Source organism: Pseudomonas sp. S30_BP2TU TE3576 (genome assembly GCF_050436025.1).
Classification (GTDB): domain Bacteria; phylum Pseudomonadota; class Gammaproteobacteria; order Pseudomonadales; family Pseudomonadaceae; genus Aquipseudomonas.
In genome coordinates this window covers 755112-770164 of record NZ_JBNDLK010000001.1, presented here as the reverse complement: position 1 = coordinate 770164, position 15053 = coordinate 755112, and the positions used below count along the sequence as shown (strand labels likewise).

At 60.2% G+C, this 15053-nt stretch carries 12 protein-coding genes and 1 pseudogene; 6 read left to right on the top strand and 7 right to left on the bottom strand.

Features of this window, described 5'->3' with window-relative positions:
• Positions 1-773: 773 nt before the first annotated feature.
• Positions 774-3023, bottom strand: coding sequence for an Ig-like domain-containing protein (locus ABIA48_RS03405; RefSeq protein WP_429487062.1), 2250 nt, complete (start codon positions 3021-3023; stop codon positions 774-776).
• A 35-nt stretch (positions 3024-3058) separates the two neighbouring features.
• Positions 3059-4405, bottom strand: coding sequence for a hypothetical protein (locus ABIA48_RS03400; RefSeq protein ID WP_429487061.1), 1347 nt, complete (start codon positions 4403-4405; stop codon positions 3059-3061).
• 278 nt (positions 4406-4683) lie between these two features.
• On the opposite strand from ABIA48_RS03400, the gene ABIA48_RS03395 reads away from it, so the two are divergent.
• From ABIA48_RS03395 to ABIA48_RS03375, 5 genes and pseudogenes are all read left to right on the top strand, one after another.
• Entirely contained in the window at positions 4684-6129 is a 1446-nt protein-coding gene (locus ABIA48_RS03395; RefSeq protein ID WP_429487060.1) for a sensor histidine kinase, read from the top strand.
• Between the two features lie 185 nt (positions 6130-6314).
• Positions 6315-6494: pseudogene (locus ABIA48_RS03390) on the top strand (hypothetical protein); the annotation flags it as partial.
• Between the two features lie 181 nt (positions 6495-6675).
• The gene (locus ABIA48_RS03385) at positions 6676-7779 is read left to right on the top strand and encodes an SCO family protein (RefSeq protein ID WP_429487059.1); all 1104 of its coding nucleotides are present in this window, start codon (positions 6676-6678) and stop codon (positions 7777-7779) included.
• 111 nt (positions 7780-7890) lie between these two features.
• Entirely contained in the window at positions 7891-9384 is a 1494-nt protein-coding gene (locus tag ABIA48_RS03380) for a sensor histidine kinase (RefSeq protein ID WP_429487058.1), read from the top strand.
• On the top strand, positions 9353-10786 hold the full coding sequence (locus tag ABIA48_RS03375; protein WP_429487057.1) for a sigma-54-dependent transcriptional regulator: 1434 nt from the start codon (positions 9353-9355) through the stop codon (positions 10784-10786). The genes ABIA48_RS03380 and ABIA48_RS03375 overlap by 32 nt, the downstream gene beginning before the upstream one ends.
• A 62-nt stretch (positions 10787-10848) precedes the next feature.
• Here ABIA48_RS03375 and ABIA48_RS03370 read toward each other — a convergent pair whose 3' ends face one another.
• Positions 10849-11229 carry a hypothetical protein gene (locus tag ABIA48_RS03370; protein WP_429487056.1) on the bottom strand — a complete coding sequence of 127 codons (381 nt, stop codon included), beginning with the start codon at positions 11227-11229 and terminating at the stop codon, positions 10849-10851.
• A 170-nt stretch (positions 11230-11399) separates the two neighbouring features.
• On the opposite strand from ABIA48_RS03370, the gene ABIA48_RS03365 reads away from it, so the two are divergent.
• On the top strand, positions 11400-12212 hold the full coding sequence (locus ABIA48_RS03365) for a class I SAM-dependent methyltransferase (protein WP_429487055.1): 813 nt from the start codon (positions 11400-11402) through the stop codon (positions 12210-12212).
• A 14-nt stretch (positions 12213-12226) separates the two neighbouring features.
• Here the strand turns inward: ABIA48_RS03365 and ABIA48_RS03360 are convergent, their stop codons facing one another.
• The 4 genes from ABIA48_RS03360 to ABIA48_RS03345 form a co-directional block, all read right to left on the bottom strand.
• Positions 12227-12535 carry an addiction module antidote protein gene (locus ABIA48_RS03360; RefSeq protein ID WP_057397260.1) on the bottom strand — a complete coding sequence of 103 codons (309 nt, stop codon included), beginning with the start codon at positions 12533-12535 and terminating at the stop codon, positions 12227-12229.
• A gap of 2 nt (positions 12536-12537) precedes the next feature.
• Entirely contained in the window at positions 12538-12831 is a 294-nt protein-coding gene (locus ABIA48_RS03355) for a type II toxin-antitoxin system RelE/ParE family toxin (protein WP_429487054.1), read from the bottom strand.
• A 124-nt stretch (positions 12832-12955) separates the two neighbouring features.
• A complete protein-coding gene (locus ABIA48_RS03350) occupies positions 12956-13750 on the bottom strand; it encodes a carbohydrate deacetylase (protein ID WP_429487053.1) in 795 nt (264 codons plus the stop codon).
• Between the two features lie 240 nt (positions 13751-13990).
• On the bottom strand, positions 13991-15031 hold the full coding sequence (locus ABIA48_RS03345; protein WP_429487052.1) for an AraC family transcriptional regulator ligand-binding domain-containing protein: 1041 nt from the start codon (positions 15029-15031) through the stop codon (positions 13991-13993).
• Between the last annotated feature and the right edge of the window lie 22 nt (positions 15032-15053).

The following is a 15053-nucleotide window of genomic DNA, read 5'->3' as shown; positions in this document are numbered from 1 at the left end:
GGTGTGTTGGCGTTGTTGGACTCGTCGATCAGGTTGTGGGTCTGTGGGTCTGAGTACATATCCGTTGCTGCGGTAACGGCTGCTTATGGTTTCGCCCTTACGGCGAGTCCCTTTTGTCAAACGACACAAAAGGAACCAAAAAGTCTCGCCCCTTACGTACGGCCCCTCGCTGAGGCTCGGCGTTCCTTCGCTCCGGCCTTCCTCCGGGGGCATCGCCTCCGGTCGGCTTCGCTTCGACCTCCTCTCGATGTGTTCGACTGCGTCGAACGGCGCTGCGCGCCCACCCCCGGATGAACGCCTCCCCTCAGCCTGCCGAGGGGGCGGGTGGATCAAGATCAAGAGCTGCAGGCGAGCTAACGCTCGGCCTGATGAGTGGTGAAGAGCGTGGGTGTACGCCGCTCGGCCTTTGCTCTTCTGTGGGAGCGGGCTTGCTCGCGAAGACGGCCTGCCAGCCGACCAATTTCCACCGAATGTACTCGGTCCAATTGTGGGAGCGGGCTTGCTCGCGAAGACGGCCTGCCGGCCGACCAATTTCCATCGAATGTACTCGGTCCAATTGTAGGAGCGAGCTTGCTCGCGATGGCGGCTTACGAGCCAACCATTCACTTGCAGTTGTGGTCGGACACCGCGCCAGTGATGGCAGCCAGACCACCGCTGGATTGCTTCCATCAATGCACCCGGCAAAAAAACCGCGGCCTCCCCACCCGAGGCCGCGGTTTTCCAGAGGGTTGAAGCCGGCCCCATCAACCAACGTGGCTAATGGGGGCGCGGGCTCAGTTGGCGATCACCGGCACCGTCCGCACGGAGCCTTGGGACGAGGTGATGGTGGCGGTCGGGTTCGCCGACGGAACGACCGTGGTGGTGTTGTTCACCGTCAACTTCCAGCGTCCATTCGCCGGGACAGAGGTGGTGCCCAGGGTGACCAGCCCGGTCGGCGTGGTGACCTTGACGGTGATGGTGTTGCCGGTGGTCACCGATGAGGTGCCGGCAAAGTTCCAGGTGAAGCGGTTATTGGAGCGGGCGCTCACCGTTGCGGTGGTCACTGCGAAGGATTCCGCAGCAGGCCGTGGCGAGACCTGCACCGTGACCGTGGCCGGCGACGTCGACTGGGCGCCGAAGCTGTCCCGGGCGATGTAGGTGAAGGTCGTGGTGAAGGCTGTGGTGACGGTGGCCGGTGGGGTGTAGGTGAGCACCGTGCCGTTACTGCTGACGGTGCCGCTACCTGCCGGTGGTTGAGTGAAGCTGGCGACCGCTAGCGGTAAGTTGCCTTCCGGATCGGTGTCGTTGGCCAGCACGTTGATTGGAATCGCCACCCCCAGTGTCGTAACGGCATCGGCGACTGCCACCGGAGGCCGGTTAGGCGCCACGGTAATGGTCACGGTTGCCGCTGTTGTCGAGGCCAGGCCTTTGACGTCCTGGGCCTTGTAGGTGAAGGTCGTGGTCAGCGGTGCGTTGACGACGGCTGGAGGGGTGTAGACCACCGCTGTAGTGCCGCTCAGTGCCACGGTGCCCTGGCCTGCGGCGGGTTGGGTCAACGCGGTGATGCTCAGCGGCGTGTTGCCGTCCGGGTCACGGTCGTTGGCCAGCAGGTTGAGTGTGATCGGCACGCCGAAGCTGGTGCTGCCGGTATCGGCGACGGCGATCGGTGCCTGGTTCGCGCCGGTGTCCGGTGCCGTACCGACTACGGCGACTGGCTCGGTGTCACTGCCGCCGGCGGCGGATTTGATCGTAACGGTTGCAGGGGGTTGGCTCAGGTCAGGCACTGTCAGGCTTTGCAGGGTGCCGGTTTTCGACAGCCGTCCGTAACCCTGGGCAACCATGTCCGGAACCACCACTTCGTCTGTAGAGGTGGCCTCGATCAGCAGGCTGTGGTTGCTCCAGCTGTAACGGGCGGTCTGGATTTTCACCACGTCCGAGAGCTTGCTCGACACCGAGGTCGGGCGGGTGGTCCCGGCCGGGTCGGTGGCGGTGACTACCACGACTGCAGGCACGGTTCCGTTGGTCAGCAGATGCTGGGCGAAGAACACGCCGTTGTTATCGCTGACCATGTTGGTCTGGCAAGGTGACACAGGCGGGCCGGGCACCAGGGCGATGCTTTCGCGAAAGCACAGGCTCGAACCGTTGGCCGCTGTGGCAAACACTTCGACCCGGGTGTTGGTGCCGCCCGTGCCTGTTGTGCGGCGGTAGGTGGCACGGCTCATGTCTACTGCAGTTTGCGCGCGATTGTCGAGCACCTTGCCGGACAGGGTGAAGAGGTTGGTCTGGATAGTGCCGGCCGGACCCTGGATGCGCACGAAGTTGGTGTTGTTGGGGCTGCCGGTCACGGGTTCGGTGAGGTTCGGGTCGCCGACAAAGGTTTCGACGGCGCCGGTGTCCGGGTTCACCTCGGTATAGGGGCCGTTGACACTGCGCAGGAACGGACCGACCGCACCGTTGAGTGCGCCGCTGAAATTACCCGGTGCACCGATGCCGACGTCCCTGGTGAGGTTGATCGCACGACGGCCGGGGGTGGTGACGTTGACCGTTTCCACGCCGTAGGGGTGGGTAATAGTGTAGGTTCCGGCGACGGGAATGTTCACCCGCATACGGATCCGCGCGAAGCTGATTTGATCGCCATCGAGCGGATTTCCGCCAGCGAATGCCGCTTCTATCCCGGCGACATAGGCGTCCATACCGTAGCCGGCGGTGTTGTCGGGAATGCTGGTCTCGGCGAGAAACCAGAAGGCTTCGTCTGGCCAGTTATCCGGGAACACCATCGGCTGGGTGTCGTCGAAAATACCCGGTGTCGGCAGCAGGGTGCACATGTAGGCGGGTGGCACGCTGGCAGCGACCCGCGAGCTGGCGGCGCGGGACTGGCACAGTTCCATCGACAGTTGATTGTTGTCCTGATACCAGATCGGGAATTTTCCGGTGGCAAAGGTGTAAGGGCCGGGATCGACGGCGGCGAGTTGCGCGAAAGCACTGCCGGACAGCGCTAGAGTCAGTCCCAGGGCGTTGACCGCCAGGCGTGGCCATTTGTTCATGATGCCTCCTGATGAGGATCTGGGCATGTGAGCGTTCATTGCACGATGACCACTTCTTCGGTATCGCTGCCGCCATTGGATGACGTCACGCGAACCTGGGCTGGCGGAATCGGCGTGATGCCGGTGGCCAGGCTTTTCACTGCGCCGTCACCACTCAGGGCGCCGATGGCGATACCGGTGCCGGAGGTGGCGGTGAGCACCGGTGGCGACGTTTCATCGCTGGTCGAAGCCACGATGGTGATTTGCCCGGTGCTCAGGCTGTACTCGGCGCGTGAGATCGTCACCAGGTCGGTCAGCGGCATGGGCAAGGTGGTCGGCGTGCTGCTGGCGATGGCCAGGTGGTTATCGGCGGTCACTTGCAAGGTGCTTGGCAGCGTCGGATTGTTCGGCGACTGCGCATACCAGTGGCCGGTGGTGTTCGCTTCAGTGAAGTTCAGGACCGGGTTGTTGCTGTCCAGGGTCACGGTGGCCGGTGGTGGCGGGGCCAGCACGAACACATCCTGCTGGGCCACCGGAGCGCTGGTGCCGGCCTGTCGCGAGTAGGTGCTGCGCTCGGCGATCACCGGCGTCGGCCGGACCACCGTCGACAACTTGCCGGATACAGCGAACAGGTTAGTGCGCAAGTCCAGGCCATTGGGGCCTTCGATGCGGACGTAGTTGGTGTTGAACGGGCTGCCGGTGACGGCTTCCGTGAGGTTCGGATCGCCGACGAATTGTTCGGTCTGGCCAGTGGTCGGGTTGGTTTCGGTGTAGGGGCCATTGACGCTGCGCAGGAACGGCCCGACGTCACCCTTGAGCGCGCCGTTGTAGGTTTTTGGTGCACCGATGCCGATGTCCCGGGTCATGTTGATCGCCCTCCGGCCGGGGGTATCGACGGTGAACACTTCGACGCCGTAGGGGTGGGTGACGATGTAAGTGCCGGCGGTGGGCACGTCGATGCGAATACGGATACGGGCGAAGCTGATCTGGTCGCCCTCCAGTGGATCACCGCCACTGAAGGCTGCTTCGAGCGCCGAGACATAGGTCAGATCAATGCCCCGGGCAGCATCGACGATGGTGGTTTCGCCGGTGGCCCAGAACGCTTCGTCGGGGAAATTGGTCGGGAAGACCAACGGTTTGGTGTCGTCGAAAATACCTGGGGTCGGAATCAACGAGCACATGTAAGTCGGCGCGCCTGGCGCGCTTGGAACCCTGGAACTGACAGCTTTGGATAAGCACAGGTCAAGGGTTCGGCCGTGGGTATCTTGATACCAGGCGGCAAAATTGCCATTGGCTGGCAGGTAGGGTCCGGGGTCTACGGCAAACAGCGTTGCCTGGGCAATGCCTTGGGCTAGAGCGGTCACGACCAGGGCAGTCGCGGCTTTGGACAGTAAAGGGTGCATGAGTATTCCCTCTATCGAAGTACCTGCCCCTTGGGGACGGGTTAGTTGGCAGGGTGTTTGGCAACTTCCATACCAATCAGCGAAAACGCCCGTGAGAAGCCCGGAGTCAAGGCGTTGGCGCAGTCGCTGGCGATAGACCGGGAAGTTGGGGGACGGGCAGCTGTCCCCAACTTTGGGGGTAGATGGGGCCGCGGGAGGTGGGAATCGCAGTACCCAGGTTCGGGCAAACGGCCATGTGTGGGCTATAAACCTATAGGAGGTTTCCGGGAACCGTGTCCATGAACACTATCGCCAAAGTACTTGTGACCGAAAGCGAGGTTCGCTTGAACACGCGCAAGGAGCCGTTCAATCTGCTGCGCTGGTTTTCGTTGATCAGCATGGTGGTGATAGGCACGGTGGCGGTGGCGCTGGGGGCGGTGTCTACAAGATTCGTGATCACCGAAAGCGTGCAGCGCGATGCGCTGTTGACCGCGCAATTCATTCAGGCGATTGCCTCGGCCGATGTGCGCCATGTGTCGATTCCCAATATCCGGACCATGGGCGAGTTGCTCGACCCACGAAAAGACATGGACTTTCCTGACGTCGACCCGCTGGCCCGCGCCAGTGCCCGTAAAGATTTCCTCGACCATATCGAAAATTTGCCGGACGTGATTCTGGCCAACATCTATGCCCCCGACCGCGTGGTGACCTGGTCGACCAACCCGGCCTTGATGGGCACCACGATCCATGGCGATGAAGACCTCGACCGGGCGTTCAATTCGAAGACTCTCGTGTCGACCAGTTACCATGCAGTGGACAAATCCCGCATGGAGCAGAAGTTCGTGGAGCCGCCCAAGTTCATCTTCATCGAAAATTACATTCCCCTGTTCGATGCCGATGGCACCACCGTCACGGCGATGGTCGAGATATACAAGGAACCGCAGGACCTGATCAACCGCATGGAGCGCGGCCTGGTGCTGATCTGGCTGACGACCGCCCTGGGCGGAGGTCTGATTTATCTGGGCCTGTACTGGATCGTGCGGCGAGCAGCGATCCTGCTGGCGGCGCAACAGAAACAATTGATCACCAATGAAACCTTTGTGGCTCTGGGGGAGATGTCCTCGGCAGTCGCCCACAGTTTACGCAATCCGTTGGCGACCATCCGTTCAAGCGCCGAGCTGGCGATTGAGTTCGACAACGGTCCGGCACACGGGAGCATCAACGACATCATTGTTCAGGTCGATCGCATGTCGAACTGGGTACGGGAGTTGCTCCAGTCCCTGCGACCGCTCAATAACGAGGCTGAACCGGTGAACCTGGTGGCGGCAGTGCATGACAGCCTGATGGCTTACGAGCATCAGATCAGCAAGGCCAGGGTCAACGTGGTGTTCGAGCCGGACCAGACGCCCATGGTCCTGAGCCAGCAGGTGCAACTGACCCAGATCCTCAACAGCCTGCTGTCCAATGCGGTGGAAGCCATGGACAGCGGCGGTACGCTGACCATCCAGATCGAGCCGCGCGATGCCCGGCGCGTCTGCGTGAGTGTGAGCGATACCGGCAAAGGCATGAGCAAAGAACAGCGCGCCATGGCCTTCCGGCCATTCTTCACCACCAAGCAGGGCGGGCTGGGAGTCGGGCTGGTACTGGTCAAGAGGATCATGGAGCGCTTTGGTGGTGAGGTGACCCTGGATAGTCGTGAAGGCGAGGGCACCACTGTCCGCCTGTTGTTTAATCTGGTCCCCTGAACATGGGGATGAACTATCCCCGTTAACGGGTTTCAATCCCCAGACATTTCCACGGTCGTGGCCTATCAATTTTGATAAGCCATTGTTCTGTAGAGTGTTAATGCTTTTATGTAAAAGAGTTGCAAGATTGGCGAGGTCCTTGCACATCCACCATCACCCCCTTCACGACCTCGAGGCGGCTGGTGATGGAGAAAAAAGCGCAGTACAACTTCAAGCGTCCCGGACTGCTAACGCCCTTGGGCGTCCTGCTGACGATGACGCCGGGTACAGCGACACTGCGCGCCAGCCCCATTGATGATGAGCGACAGCCAGAGCCATCCGATCCTTCGGCCTATTATGACGAACCCGCTGATGAACCAGCGGCGAGTTCCAAGGCTCCAAAGACTCCGGTGTGTCCTATGCCAGGGTGCCATTCCACATGATCGCCAACGACAGCAACCGGGACGGTGTGCGCTACGTGAACTCTGCCGTACCGCCAACCTTCCTCAATGGCGACGGCTTCGGCCCTAAAGTGGTGGTCAAACCTTGAACAGGGAGGATGTCGACATGAGCATGAAGACGAGTTCACCACGCTCACGAGCCTTGGGCATGGACCTTGTGCTGATGTTGGTGACCGGATTGCTGGCCAGCCACCTGCTGGTCACCAACCAGCTGACGTCGGCGCCCGCACGTGCTCTGGCGTCGACTCCCGTGGCCACTGACGTTGAAGCCGCTACCCCGTGGGGTGGCGACTATTTTCCCAACACCCTGTTGACCGACCAGGACGGTCAGCAAATGCGTTTTTTCGATGACATGATCAAAGGCAAGGTGGTGGTGATCAACTTCATCTTCACCACGTGCAGCGACTCCTGCCCCCTGGAAACCGCACGCCTGCGCCAGGTGCAGAAACTGCTGGGGGATCGGGTCGGCAAGGACATCTTTTTCTACTCCATCAGCATCGACCCCTTGAGTGATACCCCCGAGGTGCTCAAGGCCTATGCACAACGCTTCCAGGTCGGACCCGGGTGGAAATTCCTCACCGGAGAGTTCGCCGACGTCACCGAACTGCGCAAGAAGCTGGGGCTGTTCATCGAAGGCATCGATAACGGGCGCAGCAAGGACCACAACCTGAGCCTGATCATCGGCAACCAGGGAACGGGGCGCTGGATGAAATCCTCGCCGTTCGAAAATCCGTGGATTCTGGCCGACCAACTGGCCAATTCCTTGCACAACTGGAAGCAACCCAGCGTGGAAGAAAGCTACGCCGACGCTCCGGAAATTCGTCCGCCGAGCAATGGCGAAGAGCTGTTCCGCACCCGTTGCGCGTCTTGCCACAGCCTCGGTCCGCTGGACGGGCAGGGCATCGGTCTGCACAGCATCGGCCCGGACCTGATCGGCGTGACCCTTCAGCGCGATCCGGCCTGGCTAATCCGCTGGATCCGCGAACCTGACCGCATGCTCGCCGAAAAGGACCCGATTGCGATGGAACTGTTCAATCGCTACAACAAGATCGCGATGCCCAACTTGCGGCTGGATGAGCTTTCCGCCCAGTCCATCATCGATTTCCTGCAGGAAGAAACCAATCGCCAGCATCCGCCGGCGGCGCCCATGGTCAGCGGTAACGAGGAGCCGGAGCATCATCACGGGGTTGCGCAACCCGACATGCCATAGGTGCAGTCGTGTCAAAAGAATTACGTTGGCCGGTCAGTGGCTATTAATGCCACCTACACTGATACAGAAAGCGGCTGAACAGGCTCGATTTCAAGCATCCAGGACACCGCCATGCAGATACTAGAACAACAAAAAGTAGCTGCGCCACAGGCTTCGGCAGCACAACGCAAGGGGTGGCGGCCGCAGTTCAACTTGCTGCGCTGGTTCTCCCTGGCGAGCTTTCTGATCATCGCTGCGGTGGCGCTGGGTCTGGGGTACATCTCCACGCGCTTTGTGGTCAACGAAAGCATCGAGCGCGATTCAATGCTGACCGCGCAGTTCATCCAGGCCATTGGCGAGGCCGAAATCCGTCATGCCGGCATTGTCTCGAGCCGAACCATGGGCGAAATGCTCGACCCGCGCCTGGACCATGCCGACCCCGATATCAGCCCTGAATCCCGGGCCGCCGCTCGCGTTGAGTTTCTCGACCATGTGGAGCATCTGCCAGACATTCTGCTGGCGACGGTGTACGCCCTGGACCGCACGGTGGTCTGGTCGACCAACCCCGAGTTGATCGGCGTGCGCATCGAAGGCAACGATGAGCTGGACGAATCCTTTGAAATGAAATCCCAGGTGTCCACCAGCTACCACGAAATCGATGAGGAGCGTCCTGAGCAACGCATGCTGCGTGAACCGGAATACTTGTTCGTCGAGAATTACATTCCGATGTTCAACGCCGACAGAAGCAAAGTGATTGCCATGGTGGAGATCTACAAGGAGCCACTGGATCTGGTTGAACGCATCCAGCGTGGCTTCAAGGCAATCTGGCTGGCCACACTGATCGGCGGGGCGGCCATTTACCTGGGGCTGTTCTGGATCGTGCGACGCGCAGCGACGCTGTTGCAGAGCCAGCAGAAACAACTGATCGCCAACGAGACCTTTGTCGCCCTTGGCGAGATGTCTTCGGCGGTCGCCCACAGCTTGCGCAATCCGCTGGCGAATATCCGTTCCAGCGCCGAGCTGGCCCAGGAAATCGCCACCCAGAGCGCTCAAAAGAACATTGGCGACATCATCAATCAGGTCGACCGCATGTCGCGCTGGGTCCGTGAATTGCTGGTGTCGTTGCGGCCGATGAATGACGACTGTGAAACGGTCGACCTGGTGCTGGCCCTCGATGACACGTTGAGTGCCTTTGAGTCCTTGATCAAACGTTCGAATGTCGAAGTGCGTTTCGCTCCTGTCAGCGTGCCACCGGTTGTCAGCCAACAGATGCTGCTCACGCAAATCCTCAATAGCCTGTTTGCGAATGCACTGGAAGCCATGCCCAAGGGGGGCGTGCTGACGATCGAGATCGACTCCCCGGTGCCCGGTGACTTGAGCATGATCCTGACCGACACGGGCAAGGGCATGTCCCAACAACAGCAACAAATGGTCTTCAAGCCGTTTTTCACTACCAAACAAGGCGGGTTGGGTGTAGGCCTGGCCCTGGTCAAAAGAATAATGGAGCGGTTTGACGGCTCCGTCGAACTGACCAGTCGGGAGCAGGAAGGAACCCGCGTTTGTCTCAATTTCAAAGTGGCAACGGGAGGGGAGTATGGAGCACAGCATTCTGCTGGTCGAGGATGACGAAATCCTCGCCGAGAATATTCAGACTTACCTGGAGCGCAAGGACTTCGAGGTGACCGTCTGCCACTCGGCTGAAGATGCACTGGAGCAATTGGGTTCTTTCGCTCCTGATGTGGTACTGACCGACAACTCGTTGCCGGGCATGAGTGGTCACGACCTGATCCAGAAGCTGCGCATCCGCGCGCCGGATCTGAAAGTGATCATGATGACCGGCTACGGCAACGTCGAAGACGCTGTGGTAGCGATGAAAGAGGGGGCCTTTCACTACGTCACCAAACCGGTGGCCCTGCCAGAGCTCAAGCTGCTGCTGGACAAGGCCCTGGCTACTGACCGCATGGAGCGTACGCTTTCGTTTTACCAGGAGCGCGAGGCCCAGAAGTCGGGGGTGCAGGCACTGATTGGCGAGTCGGCACCGATGGTGTACCTCAAAGGCACCATCAGCCAGTTGCTCGACGCCGAACGGCGGATGGCCAACAGCGATCTGCCGCCCGTCCTGGTGGAAGGCGAGACAGGCACCGGCAAGGAACTGGTGGCCCGGGCCTTGCATTTCGACGGCCCGCGCAGCAAAGGCCCGTTCATTGAATTCAACTGTGCTTCGATCCCGTCCAATCTGGTGGAATCGGAACTGTTCGGTCACGAGAAGGGCGCCTTCACCGACGCCAAGGATCGTCGCATGGGGCTGGTGGAAGCGGCCGATGGCGGTACGCTGTTCCTCGATGAAATCGGTGAAATGGACCTGTTGTTGCAAGCCAAGCTGCTGAAACTGCTGGAAGACCGGACCATTCGCCGGGTCGGTTCGGTGAAGGAGCGAAAGGTCAATCTGCGGGTGATCAGCGCCACCAACTGCAATCTCGAACAAATGGTTCAGCAAGGCAAATTCCGCCGCGACCTGTTTTTCCGCCTGCGCATCATTTCGATCAAGGTGCCGCGTCTGTTTATCCGTGGCGACGATATCCTGCTGCTGGCCCGGCACTTCCTGGGGGTGCATGGCAAACGCTACGGCAAGCCGAACCTGCATTTCAGCAATCAGGCCGAAGAGTTGCTGCTCAGCTACAGCTGGCCAGGCAATGTGCGTGAGTTGCGCAACATGCTGGAGCAAACCGTGTTGCTGGCGCAAAGCGACACCATCGCCGCCCATCAGTTGAACGTCTGCCTGAGCCTGGTGGATGAGCCACCGACGTTTCATAACGAGCCGCAACAACTCGGCGAACCGCGTCCGTCCTGCAACGGCACCGAATCCATGAACCTGCCGGAAGTGGAGCGCGACATGGTGCGCAAGATGCTCGACAAGACAGACTGGAACGTTACCAAATCGGCACGCCTGTTGGGTCTTAGCCGCGACATGTTGCGCTACCGGATCGAAAAGCTCGGCCTCGCCCGTCCGGACAAACGCCAGTGGTAGGGGGCGTTCTCAATCGGTTTCCCTGACGCGGTGGGGAAACCAATTGAGAACGCCCCCTAGGCTCACTGCAACATAGGGCCTTGCCTGAGGCAGGACTGCATGCAGCCGGAGTCCTGGACTTCCTGATTCACGTAGACGCCATGCTCCGGATCGTAGGAGCGGATAAACACACGAACCGTGGCGTCAGCCACTGTCGGCAGGCGCGAGTCATAGAACACGTGCTCGCCCGAAACCGGAATGAATTCCCCGGGCGCGGTCGGGATGTACGAACCCGGGGGCACGATGCTGATGGACGGTGGCACGGGGTGCGCGAAGGGTTGGTCGGCGCCGTAATAGTTGAATTCACTGCTGTAGTCAGTGGTGTTTGGAAAGTCGCCGGCGTGGGCGACAGCGGTCGCGCTCAGGCAGAAGGCGAGCAAAAACGTCAGGTCGGTTTTTTTCATGGCAACACCTGCGAAATCGGTTTAATCGCACTCCCCAAGGTCATTAACTATAGCTGCCGCCGTGGGCAGCCGTCGGCGCTGTGCGGATTACAAGTTCGCAACACATGCCAGGATGAGGTTGATCTAGACTCCGGCCGGTCAAATCGACGACCCGAACCCTGGAGCGAGCAATGGAACTGCCTTCAAAAGAACAAGCCATCGCCAGTAACCGCGATGCCTGGAATGATTCCGCCCGTCACCACAAAGACTCCTGCGAATGGCAAGCCTTGTTGAAAGACGTGGCCCACGCGGATTTTTCCTGCCTGGATGACACCCTGACCGCATTGCTGACCCAAACAGGTGTCGACGGCAAGGAGGTGGTGCAACTGGGCTGCAACAACGGCCGCGAAAGTCTGTCGCTGTTCGCCCTGGGTGCACGAAGCGTGGTGGGCGTCGACCAGTCCGGCGCGTTTCTCGAACAGGCACGGGAACTGGCATCCCGCTCCCCCCATGCACCGCAATTCATTGAAGCGGACATACACCACTTGCCTGCTCAACTGCAGGATCGCTTTGACCTGGCGCTGATCACCATCGGCGTCTTGAACTGGATGCCGGACATTGGCGAATTCTTCCACCATGTGGCGCGCACACTGAAGCCGGGTGGCGCGCTGGTGGTGTACGAAACCCACCCGTTCCTGGAGATGTTCGACCCCGAGGCAACCGACCCTCATCACCTGGCCACCTCATACTTCCGTAGCGAACCGTTCGTGCAGCACAAACCGATCGTCTACGAAGGCAAGGTCGAACAGCCGGCGGCGGCGTCCTACTGGTTCGTCCATACCCTGGGCGACCTCTTCAGCGCTGCCATTGCGGCAGGGCTGCAGATCCGTCACTTCAAGGAATACCCGCACTCCAATCGCGAAGAACTTTATGACTGCTATCAGCAGCAGGTGGCGCAGTTGCCGTTGTGTTTTACGTGGGTGGTGGTGAAGCCAGCAACATAACACGGAGAATCAAATTAGAGATTTGAGTGATTGACGGTGTGCCCCGGTTGCGCGCAGAGATCTATGCCCAGGGCATGAATGACTTTCAGGACCGTATCGAAACGTGGTTTTGCTCCCGGCGCGAAGGCTTTGTAGAGGCTTTCGCGACCCATTCCCGAGTCTTTGGCTATCTGTGTCATGCCACGGGCTTTCACCACATAGCCAATAGCGCGAAGAAACTCCTCATTGTCGCCGTCTGCCAGTACCTGAGACAGATACTCGCTAATGGCCTCATCACTGTCGAGCAGGGCTGCCATGTCGAAAGTCGTCAAAGTCTGGCTCATGGTTAAACCTCCTTTGCCATTTTTTTTGCGCGTTTGATATCGGCGGTTTGAGATGACTTGTCACCTCCGGCCAGCAGGACAATGACGACACCACCTCGCATCGTGAAGTAAACCCGGTATCCGGCACCCACGTCCACGCGCATTTCAGAAACGCCATCACCGACAGACTTGTTGTCGCCAAGATTACCCGCAGATGCACGGTCAATGCGACGAGCGATAGCTAGCTTGGCTCGCATATCGCGAACCGAGGCGTGCCATGCTGCGAAAGTAGCGGTTTGCTGGACAAGATAATTCATTGCTCAAATGTATCCAAGTGGATACAGATGAGCAGTCAGACATTTCCGCGATCAGATGGTTTTTTTCTGAGGAGGATGTAGGCGATCCCATCGCGAGCAGCCACGCTCCCACAAGGATTGCGGGTTACTCCAGAACGGTCTGCGCACGTTGATGTGTGGCATCGCCAGCAGCGGTGTAGGCCACCCTCGGCACACCCGGCAAACGCTGTTCCAGCAACGCACTCAAAGACTCTCCCGGTTCCAGGTAGGCATCGCCGAAGTCGGCGCCGAGCCGGTTCGGGTGGGCGACGATTTCCAGCAATCCGTCGGGCGGCGGCTCGGCATTGCGCAGGTCCACCGGGGTGCACACGTAGTCGGCGGTGGTGCCGGCCAGGTTGCTCAGGCGACGGTTGAGCAGGTCCTTGAACACGCGCTTGGGCAGGCTGAGGTTTTGTCCCAGGTTGCGCGCCAGACGCACCGGTACCCCCTGGCGGGCAGCGAAGCGCGCGACGATCTCGCCGATTGGCCAGATGTTGTGCACGTGTTGATGGGAGTCCAGGTGACTGGGGCGGATGCCGTTGTCCAGGCAGCGCTGCCACTGGGCTTCGAGTTCTTCGAGCACGGCGTGGCGATCCCGGCGCCCGAGCCAGAGGCGGGTGCGGGGCAGATTGAGGTCGAACACGCCGGCACCGTCGCAAAACGCCGGGCGTTGCACAATGCTTTGGCTCAACGGACGGCCGTAGGTCAGGTTGAAGTGCAGGCCAATGCGGCCTTCGAGCAATGGATGCCGGGCCAGGACGCAGGCCGCTTCGAACGCCGGCATGTTGGCCATGGCGGTGGCGGAACTGATGAGCCCGGCCTGGAACGCGCCCAGGATCACGGCGTTTTCGCAGGCACTGAGGCCGAAGTCGTCAGCGTTGACTATCACTTGCCGAGGCATGTTCACCCTCCTTGAGTTTTTCCGTAGGCGCAGGCGTTTTGACCGCGGGTGTCGCGCCGGGCGCCGGGGTGGCGACTGTGGCCGCTGGGCGCGTCATCCCTGAAATTGAAGCCGTCCCTTGACGTCCGACCCATGACAAGCACTGTCAGGTTTTTGGACACCCAACCCACTCATCATTTGTAGCTGGAAAATGGGCGGACGCAAAAACTCAAGGTACCCGTGGCGCAAGAGCGTGGTTTTTCATTGACCTTGCCGGGTTCGCCAGGCGCCCGGCGCGCACTCCAGCCAACGCAGGCACGCACGGTTGAAGCTTTGCACATCGCTGTAGCCCAGACGGTCGGAAATCTCCACCAGTTCCAGGTCTGTCCCCTGCAAAAAATCTTCGGCCCGGTAGCGGCGGTACTCGTCGAGCAACTCTGAAAAGCTCCAGCCCAACGCCTTCAAGCGTCGGGCGGCGGTGCGCTCGAGCAAGTGCTGGGTGGTACAGAATTGCTGCCAGTTGGCCTCGGAGAGGTCGGTGATCAAATGGTCACAGACTTGCTCCAGCAAGGTCGGTTCGCTATTGCGTCGGGTCTGTTCCAGCAGTTCGACCAACGTGTGTTCCAGCTCATGATTGCCCGGCGTCAACGGGATGACGAACAGCTGCGGATCGAGGCGGATCGAGTGCTGCGCCTGCCCCCATTGCACCGATGCGCGAAAGGCTTGTTCATGTTCCCGCGAGTTGGCCGTGCAAGCACCGACCAGGCCAACGTGGAGAATCGGGTCCCGTTCCAGGCCACTGGCGAGGAATTTGCGCCGTAACATACTGCACAGGCTGATGAGGATGTAATCGGCGGTCGCTGCACTGGCTTTCACGCTACCGCAGTCGAGCAGGCACAGTTCGATGCGGTCTGCGCCGCGCACAATCTGCGCCCGGAAGTGCCCGTTGAAAAACGGAAAGAAGTGCACGAAATACTGGCAGGCGCTGTCCAGTGAGGCGGCCACGTCGAACAGGTACGTCAGGCCATTGGTGGCGGTGGAAACGAAACGCCGACCGGCCGCCAGGCCGATCAGCGGGTCGCCGCTCTGTTCCAGGGCAAACGCCCAGAAGCGCCGCGACATGAACAGTGGGATGCGCATGAATGGCGTGCGCAACTCGAACAGGCTGCGACGAAATAGACCTTCGATGCTATCGCGGGACACACCGCGAGCCAGCAACTCTTCGATGGCCGGCAACAGGGTCGGCGCGTAGAACGCATTGGGGATTGATTGGTCGTGCAGTGGCTGATCGCTTTTTGTCATGTAGGGCTCACAGCTTGTCCTA

What these genes read in the sequence shown, in the direction of transcription:
- ABIA48_RS03405 (WP_429487062.1), bottom strand. Translation starts at nt 3,023, where the DNA reads ATGAACAAATGGCCACGCCTGGCGGTCAACGCCCTGGGACTGACTCTA.
- ABIA48_RS03400 (WP_429487061.1), bottom strand. Translation starts at nt 4,405, where the DNA reads ATGCACCCTTTACTGTCCAAAGCCGCGACTGCCCTGGTCGTGACCGCT.
- ABIA48_RS03395 (WP_429487060.1), top strand. Translation starts at nt 4,684, where the DNA reads ATGAACACTATCGCCAAAGTACTTGTGACCGAAAGCGAGGTTCGCTTG.
- ABIA48_RS03385 (WP_429487059.1), top strand. Translation starts at nt 6,676, where the DNA reads ATGAGCATGAAGACGAGTTCACCACGCTCACGAGCCTTGGGCATGGAC.
- ABIA48_RS03380 (WP_429487058.1), top strand. Translation starts at nt 7,891, where the DNA reads ATGCAGATACTAGAACAACAAAAAGTAGCTGCGCCACAGGCTTCGGCA.
- ABIA48_RS03375 (WP_429487057.1), top strand. Translation starts at nt 9,353, where the DNA reads ATGGAGCACAGCATTCTGCTGGTCGAGGATGACGAAATCCTCGCCGAG.
- ABIA48_RS03370 (WP_429487056.1), bottom strand. Translation starts at nt 11,229, where the DNA reads ATGAAAAAAACCGACCTGACGTTTTTGCTCGCCTTCTGCCTGAGCGCG.
- ABIA48_RS03365 (WP_429487055.1), top strand. Translation starts at nt 11,400, where the DNA reads ATGGAACTGCCTTCAAAAGAACAAGCCATCGCCAGTAACCGCGATGCC.
- ABIA48_RS03360 (WP_057397260.1), bottom strand. Translation starts at nt 12,535, where the DNA reads ATGAGCCAGACTTTGACGACTTTCGACATGGCAGCCCTGCTCGACAGT.
- ABIA48_RS03355 (WP_429487054.1), bottom strand. Translation starts at nt 12,831, where the DNA reads ATGAATTATCTTGTCCAGCAAACCGCTACTTTCGCAGCATGGCACGCC.
- ABIA48_RS03350 (WP_429487053.1), bottom strand. Translation starts at nt 13,750, where the DNA reads ATGCCTCGGCAAGTGATAGTCAACGCTGACGACTTCGGCCTCAGTGCC.
- ABIA48_RS03345 (WP_429487052.1), bottom strand. Translation starts at nt 15,031, where the DNA reads ATGACAAAAAGCGATCAGCCACTGCACGACCAATCAATCCCCAATGCG.